Annotated in this window: 14 protein-coding genes, 2 tRNA genes and 2 pseudogenes; 4 read left to right on the forward strand and 14 right to left on the reverse strand. The window is 63.5% G+C overall.

Annotation, left to right across the window (positions count from 1 at the left end; genetic code table 11):
* Position 1 precedes the first annotated feature (1 nt).
* Together murA and AC6EUH_RS07390 are read right to left on the reverse strand one after the other, a co-directional pair.
* A complete protein-coding gene (gene murA, locus AC6EUH_RS07385) occupies positions 2–1327 on the reverse strand; it encodes a UDP-N-acetylglucosamine 1-carboxyvinyltransferase (RefSeq protein ID WP_056426400.1) in 1326 nt (441 codons plus the stop codon).
* 127 nt (positions 1328–1454) lie between these two features.
* Positions 1455–2189 (reverse strand): DUF6270 domain-containing protein, encoded by a 735-nt coding sequence (locus AC6EUH_RS07390; RefSeq protein ID WP_499738240.1) that lies wholly within the window; start codon positions 2187–2189, stop codon positions 1455–1457.
* A 200-nt stretch (positions 2190–2389) separates the two neighbouring features.
* Here AC6EUH_RS07390 and AC6EUH_RS07395 point away from each other — a divergent pair, with 200 nt between their 5' ends.
* A complete protein-coding gene (locus AC6EUH_RS07395) occupies positions 2390–3301 on the forward strand; it encodes a hypothetical protein (protein WP_499738241.1) in 912 nt (303 codons plus the stop codon).
* A 58-nt stretch (positions 3302–3359) separates the two neighbouring features.
* On the opposite strand, the gene leuD is transcribed toward AC6EUH_RS07395, so the two are convergent.
* Together leuD and leuC are read right to left on the reverse strand one after the other, a co-directional pair.
* Positions 3360–3962 (reverse strand): 3-isopropylmalate dehydratase small subunit, encoded by a 603-nt coding sequence (leuD, locus tag AC6EUH_RS07400; RefSeq protein WP_499738242.1) that lies wholly within the window; start codon positions 3960–3962, stop codon positions 3360–3362.
* Positions 3963–4020: 58 nt separating this feature from the next.
* Entirely contained in the window at positions 4021–5475 is a 1455-nt protein-coding gene (leuC, locus tag AC6EUH_RS07405) for a 3-isopropylmalate dehydratase large subunit (RefSeq protein WP_499738243.1), read from the reverse strand.
* 124 nt (positions 5476–5599) lie between these two features.
* Between leuC and AC6EUH_RS07410 the strand changes: the two genes are divergently transcribed.
* Both AC6EUH_RS07410 and AC6EUH_RS07415 read left to right on the forward strand, forming a co-directional pair.
* On the forward strand, positions 5600–6319 hold the full coding sequence (locus tag AC6EUH_RS07410) for an IclR family transcriptional regulator (protein WP_056426387.1): 720 nt from the start codon (positions 5600–5602) through the stop codon (positions 6317–6319).
* A 17-nt stretch (positions 6320–6336) separates the two neighbouring features.
* Positions 6337–6873, forward strand: coding sequence for a DUF1697 domain-containing protein (locus AC6EUH_RS07415; protein WP_499738244.1), 537 nt, complete (start codon positions 6337–6339; stop codon positions 6871–6873).
* A 27-nt stretch (positions 6874–6900) separates the two neighbouring features.
* On the opposite strand, the gene AC6EUH_RS07420 is transcribed toward AC6EUH_RS07415, so the two are convergent.
* Complete coding sequence (locus tag AC6EUH_RS07420) at positions 6901–9546, reverse strand: FG-GAP-like repeat-containing protein (protein WP_499738245.1); 2646 nt, start codon at positions 9544–9546, stop codon at positions 6901–6903.
* Between the two features lie 649 nt (positions 9547–10195).
* Positions 10196–12976 (reverse strand): hypothetical protein, encoded by a 2781-nt coding sequence (locus AC6EUH_RS07425; RefSeq protein WP_499738246.1) that lies wholly within the window; start codon positions 12974–12976, stop codon positions 10196–10198.
* A 351-nt stretch (positions 12977–13327) separates the two neighbouring features.
* On the opposite strand from AC6EUH_RS07425, the pseudogene AC6EUH_RS07430 reads away from it, so the two are divergent.
* Positions 13328–13435 (forward strand): annotated as a pseudogene (locus tag AC6EUH_RS07430) (IS481 family transposase); the annotation flags it as partial.
* A 56-nt stretch (positions 13436–13491) separates the two neighbouring features.
* Here the strand turns inward: AC6EUH_RS07430 and AC6EUH_RS07435 are convergent.
* The 8 genes and pseudogenes from AC6EUH_RS07435 to AC6EUH_RS07470 form a co-directional block, all read right to left on the reverse strand.
* On the reverse strand, positions 13492–15393 hold the full coding sequence (locus AC6EUH_RS07435) for a hypothetical protein (RefSeq protein WP_499738323.1): 1902 nt from the start codon (positions 15391–15393) through the stop codon (positions 13492–13494).
* A gap of 173 nt (positions 15394–15566) precedes the next feature.
* On the reverse strand, positions 15567–17183 hold the full coding sequence (locus AC6EUH_RS07440) for a GTPase (RefSeq protein ID WP_499738247.1): 1617 nt from the start codon (positions 17181–17183) through the stop codon (positions 15567–15569).
* Positions 17180–18964 (reverse strand): dynamin family protein, encoded by a 1785-nt coding sequence (locus AC6EUH_RS07445; RefSeq protein WP_499738248.1) that lies wholly within the window; start codon positions 18962–18964, stop codon positions 17180–17182. Before AC6EUH_RS07445 ends, AC6EUH_RS07440 begins: the two co-directional genes overlap by 4 nt.
* Positions 18965–19094: 130 nt before the next feature.
* On the reverse strand, positions 19095–21962 hold the full coding sequence (locus AC6EUH_RS07450) for a galactose oxidase family protein (RefSeq protein WP_499738249.1): 2868 nt from the start codon (positions 21960–21962) through the stop codon (positions 19095–19097).
* Between the two features lie 351 nt (positions 21963–22313).
* Positions 22314–22386 (reverse strand) — tRNA-Glu (locus tag AC6EUH_RS07455).
* Between the two features lie 130 nt (positions 22387–22516).
* Positions 22517–22588, reverse strand: a tRNA-Gln gene (locus tag AC6EUH_RS07460).
* A gap of 633 nt (positions 22589–23221) precedes the next feature.
* Positions 23222–24499: pseudogene (locus tag AC6EUH_RS07465) on the reverse strand (ISL3 family transposase).
* Between the two features lie 223 nt (positions 24500–24722).
* On the reverse strand, positions 24723–25625 hold the full coding sequence (locus AC6EUH_RS07470; RefSeq protein ID WP_499738250.1) for a hypothetical protein: 903 nt from the start codon (positions 25623–25625) through the stop codon (positions 24723–24725).
* Positions 25626–25664: the final 39 nt, after the last annotated feature.

Genomic DNA, 25664 nt, shown 5'->3' on the forward strand with positions numbered 1-25664 from the left:
GCTACTCGGCCGAGGTGATGTCGAAATCGGCGCCCAGGCCGGCGAGCTTCTCCGTAAAGCGCTCGTAGCCGCGGTTGATGATGTCGATTCCGGTGACCCGTGACGTGCCGCTGGCGGCCAGTGCCGCGATCAGGTGGCTGAAACCGCCGCGCAGATCCGGAACGTCGATGTCCGTGCCGGTCAGCTGGGCGGGGCCGGAAATCACGGCTGAATGCAGGAAGTTGCGCTGGCCGAAACGGCACGGGACGCTGCCCAGGCATTCGCGGTGCACCTGGATGTTGGCGCCCATCCGGATGAGGGCATCCGTGAAGCCGAACCGGTTTTCGTACACGGTTTCGTGGACAATCGACACGCCCTCGGCCTGCGTCAGGGCAACGATCAGCGGCTGCTGCCAGTCGGTCATGAACCCGGGGTGCACGTCCGTCTCGAGGACCAGCGGGTTGAGCTTGCCGCCCTTGTGATAAAAGCGGATGCCGTCGTCGCCGATGTCCATTCCGCCGCCCACCTTGCGGTAGGTGTTAAGGAAGGTCATCATGTCGCGCTGGGTGGCGCCCTCGACGAAGATGTCGCCGCGGGTGACCAGCGCCGCGGAGGCCCAGGACGCCGACTCGTTGCGGTCCGAGAGGGCGCGGTGGTTGTAGCCGCCGAGGTCCGGGACACCCTCGATGCGGATGGTGCGGTCCGTCTGGACGCTGATGATGGCGCCCATTTTCTGCAACACCGCGATGAGGTCGACGATCTCCGGTTCGGTGGCCGCGCCGGAGAGCTCAGTGATGCCCTCGGCTCGCGTGGCGCTCAGCAGGACCTGCTCGGTGGCGCCGACCGACGGGTACGGCAGCGATATCTTGGCGCCCTTGAGGCCGCCGGGCGCGGAGATGTGGATGCCGCCGGGACGCTTCTCCACCACGGCGCCGAACTGGCGCAGCACGTTCAGGTGGTAGTCGATGGGGCGGTCGCCGATTTTACAGCCGCCCAGGTCGGGGATGAAGGCCTCGCCGATCGCGTGGATCAAGGGACCGCACAGCAGGATCGGGATGCGGGAGTCGCCGGCGTGCGCGTCGATGGCCGTGTGGGAGGCCGTCTTGGCGTTGGTCGGATCGAGGGTGAGGTCCCCCGTGATGGGGTCCTTCTCGACGGTGACCCCGTGGAGCTGGAGCAGGCTGGTGACAACCTCGACGTCCTTGATTTCGGGGACGTTGCGCAGCACGGACGGCTCGTTGCCCAGCAGGGCAGCCACCATGGCCTTGGGGACAAGATTCTTGGCCCCACGCACGGTGACGCGGCCAGTTAGCGGGACGCCTCCGCGGATTGTCAGAACACTACTCATATACCGGTTTCCTCACGACTACTCGCCCCCAAATCCTTACAAAGGCACTTGCTAAGCATAGGAGCTTGCGTTACCGATCTGAAATACGGGGTTCCTGGGAACCCCATCGCAGGGCCCTCACAACAGCCTAAGCAGCGGCCGCCGCGGTTTCTCGAATCTGGTCCGCGATCCAATCCATGGCTGAATCGCCGAAGTGGTATGGCGCGGCCCCCCACTTGTGCTCGGCGGCTGCGTAGCGGGAGTCCGCCGGTAAGTCCACAACCTTGAATCCGAGGCTTCGCATGAGGGCGCACCCTTCGCTGAGGTAGGCATTGACTTCCGCCGTATCGAAGTTTCGGAAGGGCGGTGCGGGATCACCCGATGGAGTCTTTTCTGCCCATGGAGTATTCAGGATGATCGTCTTTTCCCGCAAGCCCATTTGCGACAGTGCGCCAAACAGGCGGGTTGCTGCGGCCTCCCACAACGTCCAGTGCCGCTCGGTCATGATTCCGATATCCTGAGTCCTCCCGTGCACTGCCTTGAGGCGCCCGGAGCTGACCAGTTCATGCGACCGGGTGATGTAAGTGCCGTCCGGGAGCCGGACCACACCGAGCCGCTCGTCGGTCAGATCAATTGCCAGAACGTCAATGTCGCTTGCGTACCGTCGAATGAGCTGCAGAAGATTGGACCGGATATCCCCGGCCAGCGAGCGGTTCTGGAAGGCCGAGCCCAACGCGTCGCCCTGCAGCAGGTCCGTTGGCTTGGACATTGCGCTGATCATCGATTGCCGCGCCACATAGCTCAGCAGCTTAAAATCGGGTTCCAGAAGCGGGAAGGCATCACGCGAGACACAACTTCCGTAGATCATGAGGTTCTTGTGCATTGTATGAACCTTAACAGAGACACTACCCGTTTCCCGCCCCAAGACCTGGCCGCTGATACAGTCAGCCACACTGTTATTGAATCATCCTTGGGGGAATCTTGAAGTCGTCTTCAGCCACGCGCAAAACGCTCCGTATGCTCTTAACCTGCGTTCTTGCGGCTGGCATTTCGGCCAGCGCGACCGGGGCCAAGGAGCCACCCATGGATCTATTTTGTGGGGGCACCGACCCAGTCACCGGGGAGCAGGATTGCTGGTGGGGCCCGGCGTGGGAACTGAATGACGCCCCTTACTACTACCTCCCCCAGATAACCGGCACCATGCAGGTCGGATCCACCCTCACGGCGGTCGCGCGGCCTAATAACCTGCGGTGGACACTCATCACGTATCAATGGTTGCGCAACGGCACGCCCGTCCCGGGTGCCACCACGGCGACGTACAAGCTCACCGACGCCGATGTCGGCAAGACAATAGGACTCGAGTCGTACGGCGAGGCAGACCACTACCAGGATGCCGCCGAAACGTTTACGGCTGAAACGCCGGTCCAGGGGTACGCCCTGACCCCCGGCACCCCGACCGTATCCGGCCTCCGGCGGGTGGGGTCCGTCCTGACGGTGGCTCCCGGCACTTGGACCGCCGGCACATCGCACACATACCGGTGGCTCCGTAACGGCGCTGTCATTGCGGGCGCCACGGCAAGGTCGTACAAGCTCACGGAAGCGGATCGCGGCCAGCGGGTCGCAGTCCGGGTCACGGGAACCAAACCCCTCTTCACTTCATTGACCAAGTTGATTCTGGGAGGTTCGTCCGTCGCCCCGTCATCCACTACAGTGCTCAACCGGACCTTGCCATCGCTCAGCGGCGCACCCGTCGTGGGTTCGGTCCTCAAGGCAACCCCTGGAACATGGTCGCAGCAGGGCGTCACCTACCGGTATCAGTGGCTCCGCGATCGCTCGATTCCGATTGCTGGCGCCACCGGTTCCAGCTACAAGGTGACCTCTGCAGATCTGGCATTCCAGACCCTGACAGTGAAGGTCTATGCCCTGAAATCAGCCTGGACTTCCGGATCGGCGCTATCGGGCCCCGTCGGCAGGATCCTGCCCGCACATTCCTAGCCGGTTCGGCCGCGCTGGAGGCCGTTATTGATCCCGCGTTGCGGGTAATCCGTGCCGGTCAGGACAGTTTGGCCGGCAGTGTCTTCGGCTTGAAGCTGGGCCGGGTGGCCTCGAACGCGGTGATGTCTTCCTCATGCTGGAGGGTCAGGCCGATGTCGTCCAGGCCCTCCAGGAGGCGCCAGCGCGTGTAGTCGTCGATTTCGAACGGCGCCACGATGTTGCCGCACTGGACGGTCTTGGAGACGAGGTCCACGGTGACCGCGGTGCCGGGGGCGTTCTCCAGTTCCTTCCAGATGAGTTCGATGTCATCCTGGGCCAGCTCGGCGGCGAGCAGTCCCTGCTTTCCGGAGTTGCCGCGGAAGATGTCCGCGAAGCGCGAGGACAGGACGGTCTTGAAGCCGTAGTCCTTGAGCGCCCAGACGGCGTGCTCACGGGAGGACCCGGTGCCGAAGTCCGGGCCGGCCACCAGTACGGAGCCGGCATTGAACGGTTCCTGGTTCAGGATGAACGCGGGGTCCTTGCGCCAGGCCGCGAACAAGGCATCCTCGAAGCCGGTGCGGGTGATGCGCTTAAGGTAGACGGCCGGGATGATCTGGTCCGTGTCGACGTTGCTCTGGCGCAACGGGACGCCGACGCCGGTGTGGGTGGTGAACTTTTCCATGGCGGATCCTTCGGTGCTGGGTGGATCGAGTGCTGTGCGGATCAGGGACTGTGGGACGCTACGCGGCGTCGGTGCTGAGCGCAGCGGATTCCGGAGCGGGGTCCAGGTCCGAGGGAGAACTCAGGGTGCCGCGAACCGCCGTCGCCGCTGCCACCACCGGGGAGACCAGATGGGTGCGGCCGCCCTTGCCCTGGCGGCCCTCGAAGTTGCGGTTCGAGGTGGAGGCGCAGCGCTCCCCCGGTTCCAGCTGGTCCGGGTTCATGCCCAGGCACATGGAGCAGCCGGCGAAGCGCCACTCGGCGCCGAAGTCCTTGAAGACCTTGTCCAGGCCCTCGGCCTCGGCTTCGAGGCGGACGCGGGCGGATCCCGGGACCACGAGCATTCGGATGTTGGGGTCCTTGGTGCGGCCGCGGATGATGTCCGCCGCGGCGCGGAGGTCTTCCATCCGGGAGTTGGTGCAGGACCCCAGGAAGACGGTGTCCACCCGGATGTCCTTCATCGGGGTGCCGGCCTCCAGGCCCATGTACTGCAGCGCACGCTCCGCCGCGGCCTTGGCGTTCTCGTCGCCGAAGTCCTCGGGAGACGGCACCTTGGCGGACAGGGACACCCCCTGGCCGGGGTTGGTCCCCCATGTTACGAACGGTTCCAGGGTGTCGGCATCAAGGTCCACCTCGACGTCGAACGTTGCGTCATCCTCGGAGCGCAGCGTGTTCCAGTACTCGACGGCGGCGTCCCACTCGGCGCCCTGCGGAGCGTGCGGGCGGCCGAACATGTAGTCGTAGGTGGTCTGGTCCGGGGCGACGAGGCCGGCGCGGGCGCCGGCTTCGATGGACATGTTGCAGATGGTCATCCGGGCTTCCATGGACAGCGCCCGGATGGCGGAGCCGCGGTACTCCAGAATGTAGCCCTGTCCCCCGCCGGTGCCGATCTTGGCGATGACGGCCAGGATGATGTCCTTGGCGGACACGCCGGGGCGCAGGGTGCCCTCGACGTTGATGGCCATGGTCTTGAACGGCTTCAGGGACAGCGTCTGGGTGGCCATCACGTGCTCCACCTCGGACGTGCCGATGCCCATCGCCAGGGCGCCGAACGCCCCATGGGTGGAGGTGTGCGAGTCGCCGCAGACCACAGTCATGCCGGGCTGGGTGAGGCCGAGCTGCGGGCCGACGACGTGGACGATGCCCTGCTCGGCGTCGCCCAAAGAGTGCAGGCGGACGCCGAATTCCTGGCAGTTGTTGCGCAGGGTCTGGATCTGCGTGCGGCTGGTGAGATCGGCAATTGGCTTGTCGATGTCCAGCGTGGGAGTGTTGTGGTCCTCGGTGGCGATGGTGAGGTCGGGCCGGCGCAGCGGGCGCCCGGCAAGGCGGAGGCCCTCAAAGGCCTGCGGCGACGTCACTTCGTGCACCAGGTGGAGGTCGATAAAGAGAAGGTCGGGCTGGGCGTTGGCTCCTTCGCCGTCGCCCTTGCGCACCACGTGCGCGTCCCAGACTTTCTCGGCCAGTGTCTTTGCCACGGCCTGCTCCCTTCACTGCGGTCTACGTACTTGCCAGCTTGCTGTCTCCACTGAATCAGCACTCCCGCGTAATACGCCAGCGCGTTGACTTGCATCTCAGATAATGAGACGGCAATATCATTACATGGACAATTCTAGTGGAGTCGGTGTCATCGATAAAGCGGCCCATGTGCTTGACGCACTTGAGGCCGGGCCTACCACCCTGGCGCAGCTTGTAGCAGCCACGGGACTGGCGAGGCCCACCGTGCACCGGCTGGCACTGGCGCTGGTCCATCACCGGCTGGTCAGCCGCGACATCCAGGGCCGCTTTGTTCTGGGCAGTCGTCTCGTGGAGCTCGCCTCCGCCGCCGGCGAGGACCGCCTCATCGCCTCCGCGGGCCCTGTTCTGATGCAGCTCCGCGACGCCACCGGCGAAAGCGCCCAGATCTTCCGCCGGCAGGGCGACTGGCGCGTCTGCGTGGCCTCCGCCGAACGGCCCATCGGCCTGCGCGACACCATTCCCGTCGGCACCCAGTTGTCCATGAAGGCCGGCTCTGCCGCCCAGGTGCTGCTCGCGTGGGAGGACCACGACCGCCTCCTGGAAGGCCTGCAGGCCGCCCGCTTCACCCCCACCGTCCTGGCCGGAGTACGACGCCGGGGCTGGGGCCAGAGCCTCGGCGAACGCGAGCCGGGAGTCGCCTCCGTCTCGGCACCTGTGCGCGGCCCGTCCGGCCGGGTGATCGCTGCCGTATCGATCTCCGGCCCCATCGAACGCCTGACCCGCCAGCCCGGCCGGCTGCACGCCGAAGTGGTCTGCAACGCGGCCCGCGTACTGACCGAGGCGCTGCGCAAAACCAACGACTGACGGCATAGGCTGTCCGCATGAGCAGCTATGCGGTGTTCCTGCGCGGAGTCAATGTCGGCGGCATCACCATCAGGATGGCCGACCTGAAGGAAGCCCTGAAGTCCCGTCCGTTTAATGGCGTGAAGACGCTCCTGGCCAGCGGCAACGTTGTGCTTGCGAGCAAGCTGTCGCCCGCCGGGGTCAAGGAGCAATTCGAAGCGTGCCTGCGGGAGGCCTTCGGCTACGACGCCTGGGTGGTGGTTCTGGGCGCGGACCGGGTGAGTGAACTCGTGGCGGCGTGCCCCTACCCCGCGGACGACGCCTCCACCCACACCTACCTCACCCTCGGCTCGGACGCGGGAGTGCTGGCTGAGCTGTATTCGGCCGGCTCTGCTTTGGACGGCACTGAGCTGACCCGGCTCGGCCCGGAAGCCCTGGCCTGGCTGGCGCCGACCGGCGGAACCCTGGACAGCCCGTTCAGCAAGCTGTCCTCGAAACCCAAGTACAAGGCGTCCACCACCACCCGCAACCTGCGCACCATGATCAAGGTCCGGGACGCCGCAGCACTGCTTTAGGGGCCCGAATGCTGTCGATGGCGCCCCTTAGCTACTGGCCAGCTTGTGGCCCTTCATCAGAAAGGCGTACCTGATGGGCCGTCCCACGGTACCGCCCGCCACGTCGGTATATGCGACGGCGCCGGCAGCATCTATTCCGACAATTCCGTTGTGATCGGGTTTGTGGCCGACAACCGGCGAAAAGGCTGTCATGCCAGAGTACCCGCCTGTACTGAGGCGAACCGGTGATGAAGATATTCCACCGCTGGAAGTCCTTGCATAGCGGTACAGAGACCCTCCATCGTTTACTATCAATGCGGATGCAGTGGTCCTGGACGGCATCAGCATCACCATTGGTTTCTTGCTCCAGCCCCAGCCAATTACCTTTGGCTGGCCCAGTGCGCCGGACGACAGACTCGGCCAGGAAAGCAATTGCCCGCTGATTCTGTCGGCCGACACTACGGTAAGCTGTGACCCCCACGCTCCGACCGCGATCCTTCTGTTGTGCCAACCACTCGCGCCTAGCGTCACCGGGGCACTGAAGCCACCCCCGCGAAGGCCCCTAAAGAGTTGGAGCCTGCCGTCAGCGCGGGTGGCCAGGATGTCCAGTGTGCCGTCCTTGTTCCAATCAACCGCGTGGCAGGAACGGATGTCTGTACCAAACGCGGAATCGGCGCGGATGGGCCATGCGAACTTACCCGATCCAAGCGACCGCGCCACGTGAAGCCAGCCATCGGACCCGACGGTCACGAGGTCTGCTACCGATCTAATAGTCGGCTTCAGGGACGAATCGACTTCCACGATATTTGTGTTGTTTTCGGCGAAGTACAGCCGGTTTCGACTCGTGACCACCATATCCGTGTACGCGCCCCGGAGAATTTCTTTTCTGGTTCTACCAACGGGGTCCAAGACAGTCGCCGTACCGCCGGCGAGATGCACGATTGAATTCGCCTGGGGGAGGTAGCAGATACTGCTGGTTCGGTAGCCTGCAGCCGCGCTCCGGTTGAACAGCTTGTACGTGGATACCGGCGCTCCGTTAGCTTTGTCGATTCTGATGACACCGTTAATGGTGCTCACATACAGGACGCCCCGAACAATGAGCGGGCTGTTGATCTCGACTTCCCCGGGCAATGACCGCTTCCACACGAGGCGGCTTTCCCTGACGTTCCAGGCAAAGACATGTGCCGGCTTACTGTCATTGACTGATCCATAGCCGCCCTTGACGCCCGTGGTGCCGTAGACAATGTCGCCTTCCCCGGCAAGGCCGAGGACGGATTGCCCGGGGATCGGGCCACTGATCACGGTGATATCTGCATCGTTCAGGGGGTTGATTATGGCCAGCGCGCCGTTGTTGTACCCGTACTCCGCAACAGTGCCCGCGACCACCTTGCCTGCAGCGCGTGTCCAGGCGAAGGGCCGGGATTGCAGATATCTCTGCCGGAGTTCAATGATCTTGGTGATGCTCCTCGTCTGCGGATTAAAGCGAAAGAGCCGCCCGGCACCGTAGGACCCAACATAAACGGTTGTTTCGTCGTACTGGAACATGCCCTCGATTTGGGCAATGCCTGTATCGGCGGCAGAACGCCATTGTTCCCGCGAGACCAGGTCCACTGATCCGATCCCGTCCCCCATGTAGCCTCCGAAATACATGGTGACTCCGGACAACGACGCTGCAAGTGACTGCACCTTCAGGGGCGTGTCTGCAATGTCAAGTTTCACAGCTTGGATGACATTTTTCCCGGCAGCAGAGATTTGGACGAACTCGCGCTGCTGACCAGAGCCACAAGCAATGTTCACGAGCGTGAGCCCGTTCGACATTTCGACGCTCAGAGCGCTCGGCGCGCCAGGAATCGTGCAAACGGGCGCGGCCGCCAACGTGCTGGGATTGATTCCCATGAGTTCATGGATGCCGGCCGCGTACCGCACAGCGTAGAGGTCACCACCGGCCGGCAAAGCCGCTGAGCTGCGCTTCACTGGGATCCAGGTCCAAGGAGGCGACTTCCAGGTCGCGGCGGCCACGTCGTACACCCTAAAAAGCTCCTTGCCGAGTGCTCCTAGGTAGTACACAAAGAGCATGCCGGAATGGGTCGCAATGTTGTAGACGAATCCTTCGGTCGCTGCATCCGGAAGCGTGATCTCTCGCAACTGGGCTGGACTGTCCGTATGCCAGGCTACGATTCGAGGGTTCAGCGCGCCGGTCCCTGCATAAACGTAATCGTCGGCGTCAATGGCCAAGCTTCGGACGTATTGTGCGTCTCCGTGCACACGGGGCGTATGGATGGTCCCGCCCGTGGCTGGATCGAAACGAGTGGCGTTGCCCGTTGGATAGTTGCCGCTCCAAATCCTGCCTTTCGAATCGACGGCCCGAGCAAACGAAACGTTAGTTGCACCTGGCGCGGCGCCGTAGGCGTCAGTAACCTTCCCTGAAAGGCTCACGCTCTTGACCGTCGCCGAAGTACCAAAGGCAAAAACCGCGTCTGTCAATGGCTCGTGGACAACCCCGCCCGCGCCGCCGCCTGCTCCCGGGAAAGGGGTTGACGACAGTTCGAGCGTGCCAGTTGCAACGTCAATGACTTGAATTTGTCCTGCCAGCCCTCGGCAGGCGGCGGCGAGCTTCAGGGCGCCGGCCTTATTTCGGAAGAAGACCGCGCTCGGGTTAGGGCTGCACGTAAAAATGTTGGCGTATCGTCGCAAAACCGCAGACGGCTCAGTTCCGATGGTGGAGAGCGGGACTATGGTGCCGTTGATTGTATCCAGGGACGCGGCGGGAACGCTTGCGATGGCGGTGCTTTTTCCGACCGATATTGCCGCCCCAGCCCCCAAGCCCACGGCAAGGGAGAGAATGCTGCGACGCCCTACTTCTCTTGGTGGATACATCACGGTCAGCCCGTCCTCGACAAAGGAACAACCGGTTGTTTCCTTTTCGAAGCTATCGTGAGGGGCTTAGGAAAACCTTTAGAGCTTCAAGGCGCAGCTCGAGGATCGTGGCGCGGCCATACTCCCGGCATGAGCGCATACAGGTATGGCGAAGGAACTCACGGACGCCCGTGATTGGGTCCGTTAGCAGCCCGCCTGAAGTTGCGTCCGTTTTCGGGCGTGCAGTCGCTCCTGGCTAGGGGAAAACGTTGTGCGCACCAGTGAGCTGTTCCCGGGCGCCGTCAAGAAGGATATCGAGACGGGCTGGCAGTGCTCTGGTGTGTGCAGGGGACTACGCTGGGTCCGGGAGTTCTGGCGTGGCTGGCGCCCACCGGTGGCACGCTGCACAGCCCGTTTAGCAAGCCGACCGGGAAACCGAAGCTCCGCGCCGCATCGCCACAGACTTGAAGGGCCCAAGGCCGACGTCCTAGCTGCTGGCGAACCTGTAGTTTTTCATCAGGAAGGAATACTTAATGGGCGTTCCGACTGAGCTGGCCGCCACATCCGAGTATTTGACCGCGCCCGCGGCATCGACCCCAACGATGCCGTTGAGACCGGTTTTGTGGTTGACGACCCCGGTCATCGCCGTCATGTCCGTGTACCCGCCGACGCTCAGCCGTACGGGCACTGTGGAGACCTTGCCGGTGGATGTCCGGGCATAACGGAACAGGGACCCGGCATCGTTCACAATCAGGGCGGCAGCAGTCGATCGCGAAGGTACCAGCATGACCATCTGCTTGCGCTTCCATCCCGAACCGATCGTGACCGGATTGCCCAGCTTGCCCGTCGATAGGACCGGCCAGGCCCTAAGCGCTCCACCGATGTTCTCGGACGCCACCACAGACAGGGTGGTACCCCACTTGCCGATCGCCAACTTCCTGTCCAACCAACCGCTAGCACCGACGATCGTGCCGGCGGCGAAGCCACCCTCCCGCAGACCGATGTGTAACTGTAGTGTCCCGTCGCCATGGTTGGTGACCACATCGAATATCCCGTCACCGTTCCAGTCCACCACGTGGCAGGAACGGACATAGGTGGCGAAGCCCGAATCGGCCCGCAACGGCGGCGCAAACTTTCCGCCTCCGAGGGACCGCGTGACATAAAGCCAGCCGTCAGTTCCCACGGTGACGAGATCTGCCGCGGACCGGATAGACGGCTTTTGTACTGTATCGACCTCAACCACATCTGTGCCGTTCGCGGTGAGATAAAGCTTACCTTTGCTGGAAACCACCATGTTGGAATAGCTTCCGCGCAGGATCTCCTTCTTGGTCCGCGACTCCATATCCAAAACGGTCACTGTCCCGCCGCACTCATGCAAAATCGATTTCACCGACGGGAGGTAGCTGATGCTGCTCGTCTTGTAGCCGGCAGGAGCGTCACGGTTGAGGAGCTTGTACTTTAACACGAGGCTGCCACTGGACTTATTCAGTCTAATAACGCCGTTGTTGGTGCTCACGTAAAGGATTCCTGAAACCAAAATCGGGCTATTGATCTCGACTTCGCCGGTCAGGGCCCGCTTCCAAACAAGCTGCTTCAGCCGGGCATTCCAGGCAAATACATGCGCTGGCTTAGTGTCGTTCACTGACCCGTAACCGCCCTTGATCCCGGTCGTGCCGTAGACAATGTCCCCCTCGCCAACAAGGCCGAGGACAGACTGTCCCGGAACGGGACTACTGGTCACGCTGATATCGGAGTTATTTAGGGGGTTGATACTCACCAGTGCACCCGTGTTGTGGCCGTACTCCGCAACGGTTCCAGCTACTACCCGCCCGCCCGCGCGGGCCCAAGCGAACGGCCGGGACTGCAGATACTTTTCGCCCAGCTCAATGAGGGTCGTTACGCTCTTGGTCTGTGGATTGAACCGGAAAAGGCGGCCCCCACCGTATGAACCCACGTAAATGCTTGAGTCGTCGTACTGGAACATCCCTTCGACCTGGGCAATGCCCGTGTCGGTGGACGAGCGCCAAGTCGCCCGCGTTACCAAATCCACGGAACCAATACCGTCGCCCATAAAGGCACCCAAATACATGACGGACCCGGACGCAGTCGGCAGCAGCGTCTGAACCTGGAAGGACCCCGTAGCAAACGCAATAGCGACCGTCTGGGTAATCACCATTCCGGCCACTGAAACCTGGACGTACTTGTAGTTATGACCCTCCCCACAAAGGAGGTTTACTAAAGTTGCTCCATTAATGGTTTCCACGCTCAGGGCGCGTGGAGTATCAGGAACCAAGCAGACGAACTCCGCAGCCATGGTTTTGGAGTTGATCCGCATTAGTTTGTGCGTTCCGACAGTGTTCCAGACGGCATAGATGTCGCCACTGGCACCCAACCCTGCTGAGACACGGCCAGCCGGTGCCCATGCCCATGGAAGCGCCTTCCAAGCGCCTGCTGCTGTGTCGTACGCCCCAAAAGTCAGGGGGCCGTCGGCACCGTCGAAGAAAACGAAGAGCCAACCGGAGTGCGCTGAAATGCTGCGGACAAAACCTGTGGCAGACGCGGTCGGAAGTGCGATCTCCCGTAATTTCGTCGGGGTGTCGGTGTGCCAGGTAACAATTCGTGGATTCTGCGCGCCGGTCCCCGCATAGACGTTGTCGTTCGCATCGACTGCCAGGCTGCGAACATATTCCGCGCCGGCATGTACCCGCGGCGTGTGAATAGTCGCACTCGTTGCAGGATCGAAGCGGGTGGCACTGCCCGTAGGATAGTTGCCACACCAAATCCTGTTCTTCGAATCGGCTGCCCGTGCAAATGAAACGTTCGTCGTCCCTGCCGCGGCGGCGAACCCATTAGTCACGGTCCCCGTCATGCTGACCTTCTTGACCGTGCTGCCGAAAGCAAGAATCGAGCGTGAGACCGGTTCATAGCTAACGTTCCCAGCGCCTCCTCCGCCTTCCGGGAAAGGGGTGGCTGACATCTCCCGTTTCCCAGTGGCGGCATCGAAGACCTGCACCTGGTCGGAAAGCCCGTGGCAACCGGCAGCCAGCTTGAGGACGCCCGCTTGGTTGCGGTAGAAGACCGCACTGGGATCCGGGACGCTGCTGAAGACTTTGCTATACCGTCGTAAGACAGTAGAGGCTTCCGTACCGACAGTGCTCAGCAGGACATCGACGGCGCTCAGTGATGCCAAGGAGTTCGCCGGCACACTCGCCGCATTGGCGGTGGCGGAGGAGGAAAGCACAGCCCCGGCCCCCATGCTGACGGCCATGGACAATACGCTTCTTCGCCCGATGATTCTGGGGACCTGTGTCACGGATAGTGCCTGTCATTAGTGTCCGGATAGCAATAGCGCCCGCCAAATGGATTCCACGTGGGAAATCCGGGTTGCCCAATCAGCCCGTGATTCGGAGGCGTCTCACGACAGCAAGAATCTATCATCGCGCCCGTATTGAATCCGCAGCACGACGTCAATATTGTCCAAGGTTTTCCGCAGGACTTTCCGCGGAGAGCTCTATTGAGCCGGGAGCTTAGTGAGACGTTGAGCGATTTGACGCAATGAGGAAGACCTCCGGTGCTGTGCGGTGTTTCTCGAGTACAAACACAAGCACTAGGAGGCTTCGTGCCGTACCCGAATGCGGTTCTGGAACAGTCCGAGCGGCTTCGCCTGGCACGCGGCGCCGTGAGTGACGGCTGGTCGCTTCGGCGCGCGGCCCAAAGGTTCAACGTCATTAGACATTTCACTAGGAGCAACTGCAGAAGCTCAGTCGTGAGGGCATTTACTCTCTATGAGTTGACTCCGAGCCAAGCTACGAGACCATACATTGAGTATAAGTCTCTGATTTCGGCTCGTTTGGTCAAGCGGTCCTTCGCTAGATGCCTTGCGTACTCGCTGTCGACCAGTCCCTCGATTGCGGTCAAGCCAAACTCGTCCAAACCCGCGCGCAGGGATTTTTGTGCTGTTTCCAATTTAGCGATGTGCCAGTAGTTCAGCCCGATCTTGTTGGCCTTTTCAACGACAGCCTTGCGCTGGTCGCCAGTCAATGTCGGACTGGCGACAGCTAACCCTTCTAGCGCCGATGGAAGTGACACGTTCCCACCATAGGAAATCTGATGCGAGTCATCGAACCTGACTGGACCCGCGCTTGAAAACTCGAGTTGGCGGGGAGCCCGTCTGAGGTTCTTGTAAGCATCGGTGAATCTGTTTGTATCGAAGGGATACTTCTCCATGTTGAGACCAAAGCTCTCCATGACGTCAAAACCCAGGACGTTGGTTTGGCGGGAATATAGCGGCAAGCGAGTGGCTGCAGTCGCTGCCGCAACCGAGTACAGCGGATCAAATCTCCGGCCCACGCGGCTCCAAAGCATTGAGTTTTGGCCGAAGTGGTAGCGATTTCTTACAGACAAATAGAACACGTCACCGACGGAATCATGTTCATGCCCCAGTTCGCGTATATTTTGCCACGCCTGGAACAACTTCTGCCCCAGAGAAGACAGCGTAGATTCTGCAAAGATGTGCCCGTTGCCGGCTGCGCGAGGCGCTAATTTGTCCATAAGGCTGGTCGGCGACACGTCCTCGGGTGCGATGGCGCTGAATCTCGACGAAAATGTGCTTCGGAGAAGGCCACCATAACCACCGCCGGCTACAACGACGTTGCTCCTCAGTTCCCCACCGTTGGGCCCCGAGGATGTGATTCCACCTGAATGATACAGGGGCGCAAGTAGTTCCTGATGAACACCGGTCAGTGGTGATGCCGCGAGACCGCCGCCTGAGCTTCGACGTAAATCGAGAGTGAGGCTCAAGCCGTCGGCAATCTTTCTATCAGTGCTGCCAGCCGGTCCCGAACAGAAGTACATGAAGTCTTTGGCGCATCCGGCCGCCATAGCGGCGGCGAGGACGAGCCTTGAATCGAAGCCGCCGGTGATATGAGCAATTCTTCGATCTGTCGGAAGCTTTGATACAGCCAGAACGGACTCAATGAGCTCATCGCGAATCCCTTGAACCGACTCAACGTATGTTGGTTCAGAATCATCCGGAGCATAGCGGCCACGTCTTGCACCATCCTTGGATACCTGCCAGTACTCAAAAGGATCCAACCGATCGACGTCTTCATAGCTAGACGGCGTCAAGCCTCCATTGCCGAGGATCAACCGCTCCAGTTGGAAGTCAGCCGACTTGCGTAGCGGAAGTCTCATTGCCGTCACTACATTTGCCAGCGAAACCATGTCGGTGGAAATAATTTGTGCGCCGTTTGAGAGATATCTAAAAGCGAGAGCCCCGCCCAGTGGGTCTGGCAAACAAAGCACTTGTTGAGCGTCCAAATCGATGACAAAAGCGGCGCAGGGATTCTTGACGCCCTTACCCCAACGGTCGGCTACAGCATCGGCAGATTCATGCTGGCAACTTCGGTCAAGGAAATCGGCAACCCCCTCACCATCAATGACGGTTGTTGAGCCAGTAATGCCTACACCATCGAGTAGGTAGAACTTGTTGCCTCTACGGGCGCCCTCTGCCCCTGGGTGAAACACAGCTAATGTCTTCCCGACGCGGATACTTGCCGGGAGGTGATTCGAGTTACCCAGCACTACTACCGGAGCGCGCAATGACGCTAATAGGTCCGGATTCCGTTCATTTGGTGGCGGAACACTGGATGCTGATAACTTCAACGCCGGCTCAGAAGAATTCACCTAGGAATTATAGCACCTTCTTGGCTGCGATGAATGAAATTGGCATACATCTATCTGATTTTGAAAAACTCTTCTATGTATCCGTTTTTCAGTAGATTATCCACCGCTGGTAAATTCAAAGCCTCAATTCAGATTGTCTCGAAGCCAATTGGAATTTGTTCTGGTACGACTGGTCAGCGGGCCGCCGCCTGAAGTGCCTTGTTAAAGGACGCCAGCCGGCTCACCTCAAGCGCCACCGGCTCCACCACAAAGTCTTCCGCCACAGCCGCGACGGAGCCTTTCAGCCGTTTCCGGGCCGCCGCGCCGCGTGCCCGGGCGGCTGCGCCGGCGATGAACTTCGCCAGGACGGCCAGCACAATCCCCAGCAACGCCCCGCCGGCGATCATGACGGTCGGCACCGGCCAGCCCTCCACCAGCGGAACCTCCGGCACGGGCAGCTGCAAATAGCCCAGCGCGGCAAGCACTCCCAGCCAGGCGAAACCGCCGAGGGCTGTCAGCAGGGCAAACCACTGGACGATGTTGAACGGCGTCCACCACCAGGATGTGCCGCCCGCCTTCAGCTCTGTGGACGCGATGGCCTGGTCCAGGGCATCGGGAAGCTGCTCTCGGCCCTCGCGGGCGGCACCGCGGATGACGGCTCGCCAGGGCCCCGGGGCGCCGTCGGACGCGGCGTCGGCAAATTCACGGACGGCGGCGTCCGTGCGGGCCCGCTCCGGGGCGCCGGCCGGCGGCAGCGAGGTGCGGTTCACTTCGGGCTTGGCGCCCTCCCGGCGCAGGTTGAGACGCCGCAGCGGATCGGGCCGGAAGCGGACCAGCCAGCGCGTCACCGGCCATCCGGTGCGGCGGGTCGCCTCCAGCCGGTACGACCGGACCACCGCGTCCACCACGACCGGGACGTTGGCGGCAACCGCCAGCTCCTCCGCCAGCCGCGCCTTCGACGCTGCGCTGACCCCGGCCGCCTCACCGCTGCCGGACGCCTCGCCCAGCCGGGCTGACTCTGCCGTAACGTCCGCGCCCAGGCGCTGGGACTGGGCCTGCCGCTGCGTGGCCACCTGGCGGATGGCGGCGCGGACCTTGTCCACGCCGGTCCCTGCAACGGCAGAGGCACCAATGACCTGCACCTTGCCCAGCCCGTCCCGGGCCAGGATGGCCTTGAGTGATTCCAGGACCGGGGCAACGTCCCGCTCCGGGAGCCGGTCCACCTGGTTCAGCACCACCAGGGTGACGGCGCCGTGGGAGGCCAGCGGGGTGAGGAAGTCGTTGTGGACCGCGGCGTCGGCGTATTTCTGCGGATCGAGCACCCAGACCAGGACGTCCACCAGCCCCACCATCCGCTCCACGATCTCGCGGTTGGCGGCGCGGGTGGAGTCGAAGTCGGGAAGGTCCAGGAGGATCAGGCCAGTGCCTTCGTCGGCGAAACCTGGCACGGGCGCGCCATGGTGCCGGTTCCGGACGTCCAGCCAGTCCAGCAGCGGCTCGCTGCCCTCGGCGCCCCAGATGCCGGCGAGCGGCTCGGAGGTGGTAGGCCGCCGGGCGGCCGCCGTCGCGATTTCCTCGCCGCTGACGGCGTTGAAGAGGGAGGATTTCCCGCTGCCGGTGGCCCCGAAGAAGCCGACAACCGTGTGGTCGCCGGAGAGGGACCGCCGGGAACTGGCCCGGTCCAGCACCTGGAGCACCCTGTCCAGGACGTCGTCCGGGAGCGCCCCCGCGGCCAGTTCGCGTGCCTCGTTCAGGGCCTCCAGCCGGCGGTCCAGCCGGGAAGCCTGCGCGGCGGCGCCATGGCGGCTCATGCGGAGGCCGCCAGCCGGCGCAAGGCCACAGCGTGGCCGGCGAGTACCGCATGCCCGGAGAGCACCGCCGGAGCGACCCCGTCGGTGAACTCAAGCCGGGCCAGGAAGCGCTCTTGTTCCGCCTCGAGCAGCCGCTGGCAGCGGGCGTGGAGATCCTCGCGGGCGGTCTTGGCGAGCCGGCGGACGGCGTCCTCGCCAAACACCGCTTCCAGCAGCCGCTGTCCGACGACGGCGGTTCCGCCGGCGACGCCGACCTCCAGGCCGGTCAGCCCGGCCGTCATGGAGAACACGACAATCATCAGGGCGGCGCCGAGTCCGTTGATGCCGAAGGACAGCCAGCGGGCCTGCGTGCGCTTGCCCTGGCCCTCGGTCCGGATCAATTCCATGAGGCTCCCCTGCCAGGCCCGGATCTCGGCGGCAGCCTTTTCGGCGAAGCCGTCGGAGGTCCCGGAGAGGTCGTCACTGCCCAGCAGTTGGCGGCCGGCCGGATCGGAACGCCAGCGCCGGTCCGTGTCTTCGGCCGCGTTGGCGGCCTCATCGATGATGACGGCCTGCAGTCCGGTCTCGATCGCCGTCTCCACCCGCACCGCCGGTGCCGGTTCGCCGCGGAAGAAGGCACCCAGCCGGTCCCGGAACCGGCCGACGTTCTGCTCCACCGCCCGGAAGAACTCGCCGGTGCCCACGAAGTCCTGCCAGCGGGCCAGGACCTCGCCCCGCAGGAGGGCGCCGTCCCGGGTGGCCTCAAGGATCCGTGCCACGGCGTCCCGGTAGGCGTCCCGGGCGTCCCCGGCGAGGACGTCGGCGGCGTGTTCCTGGTCCCCGGCGGCCTTGGCCACTGCCTCGACCCGGCTTCCCAGGGCTTTGACGGTCCCGTTGAGCGTCCGCCGGGCGATGTCTGCCCGGCCGGCAGCATCTGCGGCAAGTTCCTGCACCCAGACGCGCAACGGCTCCACGGCTTCGGGCGGAAGCATCCCCATCCCGTCCAGGGCCGCCTCGGGGACGACGAACAGTTTTGCCCCGCCCAGGCCTTCCCTGCTGAGCATGGACTGCAGGTCGGCACTGACCTCGTCCTCGGCGGCCGGCGGGACCCGGTCCAGGACCACGGCCACCATGATGTCCCGGGAGGCGGCGTCCAGCAGCAGGCGCCAGGGGACGGCGTCGGCATAGCGGTTGGCGGTGGTGACGAACACCCACAAATCGGCGGCGGCCAGCAGCTGCCCGGCGAGCTGGCGGTTGTCAGCGGACACCGAGTCGACGTCGGGAGCGTCCAGCAAGGCGATCCCCTGCGGCACGGCCGGGTCGGCGACCAGCACCAGCGAGGTGATCGCGGCGGCGTCCGGCGTGGGCCCGGCCTGGCTGGCGGGCCGGGGTTCATGGTTCACCGTTCCGCGGATCCGGCTCAGGCTCGGCAGGACCCGCTGGTCCTCGAACCACCGGCCGTCGGCGGGGTGGTGCAGCAGGATGGGCTGGCGCGTTGTGGGCCGGATGGCCCCGGCGCGGGTCACGGCGTGCCCCACGAGGCCGTTGACCAGGGTCGATTTCCCGGCGCCGGTGGATCCGCCCACGACGGCGAGGAGCGGCGCGTCCAGGCTCCGGTAGCGCGGCAGGATATAGTCCTCCAGCTGGGCCAGGGCGTTGCGGATGTCCAACCGCGCCTCGTCCGAGCCGGGCAGAGCCAGCGGCAGCGCAGTCGTCGCAAGGTCGCGATGGACGGCTTCCAGCAGGTCAACGGCCGGGCCGTGGTTTTCTTCGGAGCTCACCGCATCATCATGCCATTTCATGGCAGTGCCGATCGCCGGGCAATACAAAAGGACCCCGCCTGCTGGGGCGAGTTCTAGCGGTCGTTGCAACACCCAGACTTTTGCAGCTGCGGGGAGGCCGGTCTGACCGCCTCCGGATGTGTCATCACCGTCAGCTGATGGTGATGGTTGATGCGACGCTGGGAACGCCTTTGGAGTCCATGGCGAAGAGCAGATAGGTGCCCGGCACCAGCACGCCGCGGTCGGCCGGCAGTTTCAGCGTTGCGGTATTGCCGGACGCCGCGGTTGCGGTGACCGGGATCCGCCGCTGGTCCGTGTTGACGGTGTGGGTGACGGTGCCCATCCGCATCAGGGAGAACTTGCTGACCGGCGCCCCGGTGGTCACCGCAATCGTGCTGCCGGCCGGCGCGGTGGCCGGTGCTGTCACGATCGTCGGCCGGGAGCGTTCGCTGCCGTCGTCGTTCAGAAGGTAGGGCGGTGTGAAAATCTCGCCGTCCAGATGATTGGTGGTGCAGTTGCCGCAGAGCCCGCCGCCGCCGACGAAAATCCGGGCATCAGGGAGCAGCAGTGCGACGCTGTGGTAAGTCCGGGGAATGGCCATGGGGGCCAGGGTGGTCCACTCCCCCGTGGCCGGGTTCCAGATTTCCGGGGACATCCTGGCGTCGGTATCGCTGAACGGAACCGGAATGGGCTGACCGCCGGCGACGAAAACCTGCCCATCGGGCAGAGCGACACCGCTCGCGAAGGACCGACTGACGGCCATGTCGCCGGTCCGGGCCGCGGTGACCCCGTTGTTGATGTCGATGGTGTAGGCGCGTGCCGTGGCAGGAGAGTCGTCGTAGGCCGGCGCCCCGCCCACGGTGAGGATCTTTCCGACGTCGTACATCACGGCGTCGCCGTTCATGGCGTCGGCGCTGTCCGAGCGGTTGCCGGCCGAGGTGATGCTGCCGTTGCCGGTGGTGGAGATCCAGTTCATCTGGCGGCTGGGCCCGGCCTGGAACACCCGGCCGCCAGAGGCGGCAAACAGCCAGGTGTGGTTGTCGGCCCGGTACGCGCCGCGGGGATCGGCGGTCATGGTGCTGTCAACCGGCACGTCCGGCAGGAGGCGCCAGCCGCCCTCCGCAGACCAGACCTCGCCGTGTTTGCTGCCCGACCCGCCCGACCACGAACCGCCGATGGTAAAGACCTCTCCGGTGGACGTGGTGACATTGCTCTGGTAGCCGCGGGGGATCATCATGTCCGGCCCGGCGGACCAGGCGTTCGTCGCAGGGTTGTAGAGAGTGGTTTTCGAGCTGTTGCTGCCGCCGCTGATCAGGATTTTCCCGTCCGGCAGCATCGAGGTCCCGGGGCAGAACATGTCGTGACCGGTGTTGACCACCTGGGCCGGGCTCACGACACCGGTAGACAGGTTCAGGATGGACGCCTGCGTGTAGCCCCTGCTGCCGCCAAAAGCGGTGGGAGAATACGCGGACCAGGTCAGCATCCGGTTGCCCGGCAATAGCGCGGCCGCGGCCGGGACCAGCGGGAAGTTGATCGTCGGACCCCAGGAACCAATGGACGGACCGAGGAGGTTGATCTCGGCGGCGCTGCTCCACGGACCGCGGTTGCCGGCCTCAGTGGTCGCGGTCAGCCGGACGTAGCGGGCGCTGACCGCGGTGAAGTTCACCGTCTTCTCCGCACCGGTGTCCGGCCAGGTGCCGCTCGCGGCGTCGCTCCATGTGGTGCCGTCGTCGCTGACCGCGATCTTGAAAGTGCCGACCCGCCCGTTCGTGCCGTCCGTTCGCGGGAGATAGCGGAGCCCCGCGATGGTTCGCGCCGCCTTGGTGTCGATGGTGATGGTGTGCGGCAGCGGTGCGGCCGGGGCGGGGGACCACCTGCTGTGCCAGATGGTGGAGGTACTGCCGTCGAGCACATTGCTGGCCCTGCCGTTGATGCGGGAGGTCTCCGCGTCGCTGGCCGTCGCGGTCCACCCTACGCGGGGCAATGCACCCGAGGCGGACACAGTTTGCCCTACCAGCAGATTGATCTCGGCGGCGCTGCTCCACGGACCGCGTTTCCCCGCCTCGGAGCTCGCGGTCAGCCGGACGTAGCGTGCAGTCACGGCCGTGAATGACACCGTCTTCTCCGCGCTGGTGTCCGGCCAGGTGCCGCTGGCGACGTCGCTCCAGCTGGCGCCATCGGCGCTGACCCTGATCGAGTAGTTGCCGACGCGCCCGTTCACGCCATCCGTGCGCGGAAGGTAGCGGAGACCCCCGATGCTGCGTGTGGCCTTGGTGTCGATGGTGATGGTGTGCGGCAGCGGTGCCGCCGGGGCCGGGGACCACCGGCTGTGCCAGATCGTGGCGGTGCTGCCGTCGAGCACGTTGCTGGCCCGGCCGTTGATGCGGGAGGTCTCGGCGTCGCTGGCCGTGGCAGTCCATCCGGCGCGCGGCAGCACCCCCGACGGGGATGCCGTCTGCCCGGCCAGCAAGTTGATCTCGGCGGCGCTGCTCCACGGGCCGCGGTTTCCCGCCTCGGACCTCGCGGTCAGCCGGACGTAGCGGGCGTTCACCGCGGTGAAGGACACCGTCTTCTCGGAGGCGGTGTCCGGCATGGTTCCGGTTGAGACGACGGTCCAGTCAGTGCCGGTAGTGCTCACCCGGATTTCGAAGGTGCCCACGCGACCGTTCGCGCCGTCCGTCCGCGGGAGAAGACGGAAACCCCCGATGCTGCGCGTGGCCTTGGTGTCGATCGTGATGCTGTGCGGCAGCGGTGCCGCCGGTGCCGGCGACCACCGGCTGTGCCACATCGTGGAAGATTTTCCGTCCAGCACGTTGCTGGCCCGGCCGTTGATACGGGCGGTCTCGGCGTCGCTGGCCGTGGCCGTCCACCCGGTCCGCGACAGGAGAACGGGAACGGCCTCCGTCGCCGCGGCGGGCAGCGCGGCGTTGTGAATGTGCGGCCCGACCGATGACGAGGAGCCCTGCCCGGAGTTATGCGCGTGCAGACCGGCCGTGCCAAAGGAATTCGGCAGAACCACCGCCCCATATCCAGCGACCAGTAGGAATCCAACCAGGAAAGCCACCCATCGACGAAACCGAAGGCGCCGCACCGCGGCCGGCACAGCCCTGGCCGATTCCCGCCTCGCGTGGAATCTGATCGCCGTGCCAGTAAACCGATGCATCTGCGCCCCCCTCGTGGCACGACCCGTCGTAATAGGACCGACACTAGGGAGGGGGACTTGTGAAAACCTTGGGTGACCAGCAGAAATACTCGCGGTGCGCGAACGGCGCACCGTCCGGGAGGCGCACGGCGGGACAGGGTCAACCCTGGACACGGATCGGGGCAACGCAAAACGGCCCCGGGCTAATGCCCGGGACCGTTTCATCTGTGACCCCAGCGGGATTCGAACCCGCGTTACCGCCGTGAGAGGGCAGCGTACTAGGCCGCTATACGATGGGGCCGCGTACTCTCCAGAACAGCATTTCTGCCATTCGCGCTAAGCGATTGTTTCATACACTCAGCAAGTGTTTCAAATCGGCGAACCGATCCAAAACCCCTGACCAGCCGCGGAAATCCGCGGAACTATCAGAGCTGGGATACCAGGACTCGAACCTAGAATGACGGTACCAGAAACCGTAGTGTTGCCAATTACACCATATCCCAATGGAACTTTCGGGCCGGATCCGCGGGCCTAAACCCTCGCTCCCGGCGCCTCAGCACGAGTAATTACTTTACCCGAGAGTTTTCGTCTGCACAAATCGGGTTGGGACGGGTCTACCGGCTCCACGATCGGCGCTTATCTGGGCGGGTTCGGACAGATCAGTCCCCGGGCGTTCCGGATCCACGGTCGTTCACGAACACAGGAATCACGCAGCCCAGCGGACCGCTGGTCGATGCGGCTGGCACTACCTTAGGTCCTATGGGACTTCCTCCCACCTGATGCGCGTCTAGCGGAGGGGCGCGACTCCGGAGATCAGGCCGGATAGTCTGCCCCGACCGACGACTGCGCTACCGGTGGATCAGAACCCAAAACCAAAGAAACTGGTCAAGCATCATGTTCAGTCTGACCAACATGATGTCCTTGGTGTCCTTGACTTCGGCTGCAGACAATTCATCTGCTGAGGTGTCATAGACCCCGGCGCAGCAGAGCCCTCAATGAAGTATGTGTGGAGTGACTGCGGCCATAGGAGGCCGAGTTGAAGTTGGACTGTTTGGAGAGCATCACGACGTGGAGGTGCGTGCCCGTCGAGCGGCCGGTGTTACCGGCTCTTCCACTTTTAGCGTGGCGGCGGGATTTCAGCATGCCTGTCGGGCTGCCGTGTACAACAATAGCCGGAGCCTGTAATGCTCATGATTCCAGTATCCGCGGGCGGCTCGTTTGAGGTTCTTGGCGCTGAGGTTCACCGCTTCGCTGCGCGCGTTCGTGACCCTGGTCCGTCAGAACGTGAGCAGTTCCTTGCGCCACATCTTCAGGGTAAGGAACAGTGATTTCGCCTCGCGCATTCTGGTGGCTTTCACGGCATTCTCGAGCTCGGCCCAGGCTCGGTGGAAACCGTCGATGTGATCGGTCTTCAGCAGCTGGCGGACGTGTTCCTTGATGCCCCAGACGACACCGAGTTCAAGGTCTGAGCCAATGATTTGCTGCAACCGTCCGCGCTGGGCGGAGGACATGTTTTCCTGGTTGCAGGTCAGCAATTTCCGGTACTTCCAGGCCGGATCAGTGGCCCTGCCGCGCCTGCCGTGGAGGTCGTGGGCGCGGCGCCGCCGGACCTCGGTGACCATCTGGTTCGCCCGGGCCACCACATGCCAGTGGTCCACGGTGATGGCTGCCTTGGGCAGGACCTTGCGGATGGCCCGGCGGAACTCGGTGGACATATCCATAGCCACCATCTCCACCTTGTTACGCCACGAGCGCGGTCTGGCGCCGATCCAGTCACGCACCGCCTGGCCGCGGCGGCCGTCCACGATGTCCAGGATCGCGCCGGTGTCCAGGTCCGTGAAAACGATCGACCACGGCTCCACCCTGGTGACTTTTCCGGCCTCGGTTTTCAGGTAGCGGACCCGTCGGAAGCGATGTTCGTCCACGCCCAGCCGGCGGACCAGGCGCCGGTCCACACCGCCGTCCAGGACGGCAGTGTCCTCCATGACACGCATGGCGGTCGTCCACGACACACCCGAGGCCGCGGCAACCCGGGACACGGCCCGAAGCTCCGCGGACAGGTCTGCGACAATGCCGGCCACGAGCCTGCTGGTCAGCCTCGAACGCAGCGGAATCTCATCGGTGGTCTGCACGAAGGACCGACGCGGATACTGCGGTTCCAGACACGCCAGCCGCCGCTTCCGGACCCTGACTTCCAGGGGCTCTCCGCCGCACTGGATATCCCGGACGCGGTGGACAGGACGGGCCTGGATCCGGGACGACAACACCCCGCAGTCAGGACAGGCCCCTTCTCGCTCGACCGGCTCGACAACAACCGTCCGGCCAGCACCGGCCCGCTCGGCGGAGAGCACAACATGGCCCTCCAAATTGAACAGAATCGACGCGGCATCGCACGTCTGCGTAATCTGTAACAAGGCTCGTAGTCCTCAGCAATAGATGTCTCGACAACACCTATGCTCGCAGGGCTATGAGCCCCTTCATTTGAAGGACACCACGCTTAAAATTGATGAGCCGTGTTACCCGTCTTAGCCATATGTTGGCGGACAGCCGAGGCTACGATCGTGTGCGCTCCCAAGTGGGTCGAGAATTAAAAGGGCAAGGAAAAGCACCCTTCGAATTTTGGTCTCTGTTGCGGTCTTATTCGTATGTGTACTCGCCCGTTGCTGCCCAGGTCGCGGCGGCCACCAACGACTTCGAGATGATCTCGTCGGGTTGGGCCACATGGGCATGTGGTCCTTCATAGAACTCGTAACGAATATTCGTTCGGTTAGGCCCGGAGTCCGCGGCTTCTCTAAAAGGTCCATAGTGGCTGGTCACGTGTGAATGATCATTGCTGTTCTGGATGTAAAGCACTCTGTTTTCTGTCGGGCGGCTGTAAGTTTTGACTGCAGATGCACGCTCGCCCATCGGCGAAACCCAGTCGTGCTCCATGGTCAACTGCTCGACGGGAACCGGCAGCAGGTGAGGCATGACAATTCGGACGTACCGGCGCTGCGGTCCCATGTGAATGCCCTCGATGAGGTACTCGTTGATGGCAGTCTGGGGGTTAATTGTTATGGCGGTGCTCCCCGCGACGAACGCTGACACCTGAAGTGATGCGAAGCCTCCGCCGGATCCACCGAAGAAGATGATGTGTTTTGCTCCGACGCTCGCAGCCGCTTTCGTGGCCCATTCAGCGAGAACAGGCCGTAGATCAAGCTCGTCCCAGCCCGTGTACCAGGACAGTTGGAGTTCGTCGCTGATCCGGAGGGTCGGGTCCGAGAAGAAGAGCAGGCTGTAGTCGGTCTTGAGGAAGCCGGCAAGACGCTCAAATCTCGGCAGGACGACTGTTTCGCGGGTGAGCGCACCGTGGAACGCAACGAGTAGCACGTCTGACCCCTTGTTGACTAGCAGCGCCTCCAAGTCAATATCCTCCGTTAGTGCGGCGGCGTAGCGGGAAGCGCCAACTTCCCCACTCGGGTCAAAGCAAGTGGCGTCAGGAAGCAAAGTGACCGGGACATTGGTCCCGCCTTGTGCGATGTGTTCTGTGGCAATCAGCATGGTCAAAGTATGGCAGGGAGTTCTCCTGGGTCAGCTCTT

It is taken from the genome of Arthrobacter sp. 001422645 (genome assembly GCF_059816125.1).

Coding starts and splice junctions, on each gene's coding strand:
- leuD (WP_499738242.1), bottom strand. CDS start 3,962: ATGGAAAAGTTCACCACCCACACCGGCGTCGGCGTCCCGTTGCGCCAG.
- AC6EUH_RS07425 (WP_499738246.1), bottom strand. CDS start 12,976: ATGGCCGTCAGCATGGGGGCCGGGGCTGTGCTTTCCTCCTCCGCCACC.
- AC6EUH_RS07395 (WP_499738241.1), top strand. CDS start 2,390: ATGGATCTATTTTGTGGGGGCACCGACCCAGTCACCGGGGAGCAGGAT.
- murA (WP_056426400.1), bottom strand. CDS start 1,327: ATGAGTAGTGTTCTGACAATCCGCGGAGGCGTCCCGCTAACTGGCCGC.
- AC6EUH_RS07415 (WP_499738244.1), top strand. CDS start 6,337: ATGAGCAGCTATGCGGTGTTCCTGCGCGGAGTCAATGTCGGCGGCATC.
- AC6EUH_RS07445 (WP_499738248.1), bottom strand. CDS start 18,964: ATGAAATGGCATGATGATGCGGTGAGCTCCGAAGAAAACCACGGCCCG.
- AC6EUH_RS07390 (WP_499738240.1), bottom strand. CDS start 2,189: ATGCACAAGAACCTCATGATCTACGGAAGTTGTGTCTCGCGTGATGCC.
- AC6EUH_RS07410 (WP_056426387.1), top strand. CDS start 5,600: ATGGACAATTCTAGTGGAGTCGGTGTCATCGATAAAGCGGCCCATGTG.
- AC6EUH_RS07470 (WP_499738250.1), bottom strand. CDS start 25,625: ATGCTGATTGCCACAGAACACATCGCACAAGGCGGGACCAATGTCCCG.
- AC6EUH_RS07440 (WP_499738247.1), bottom strand. CDS start 17,183: ATGAGCCGCCATGGCGCCGCCGCGCAGGCTTCCCGGCTGGACCGCCGG.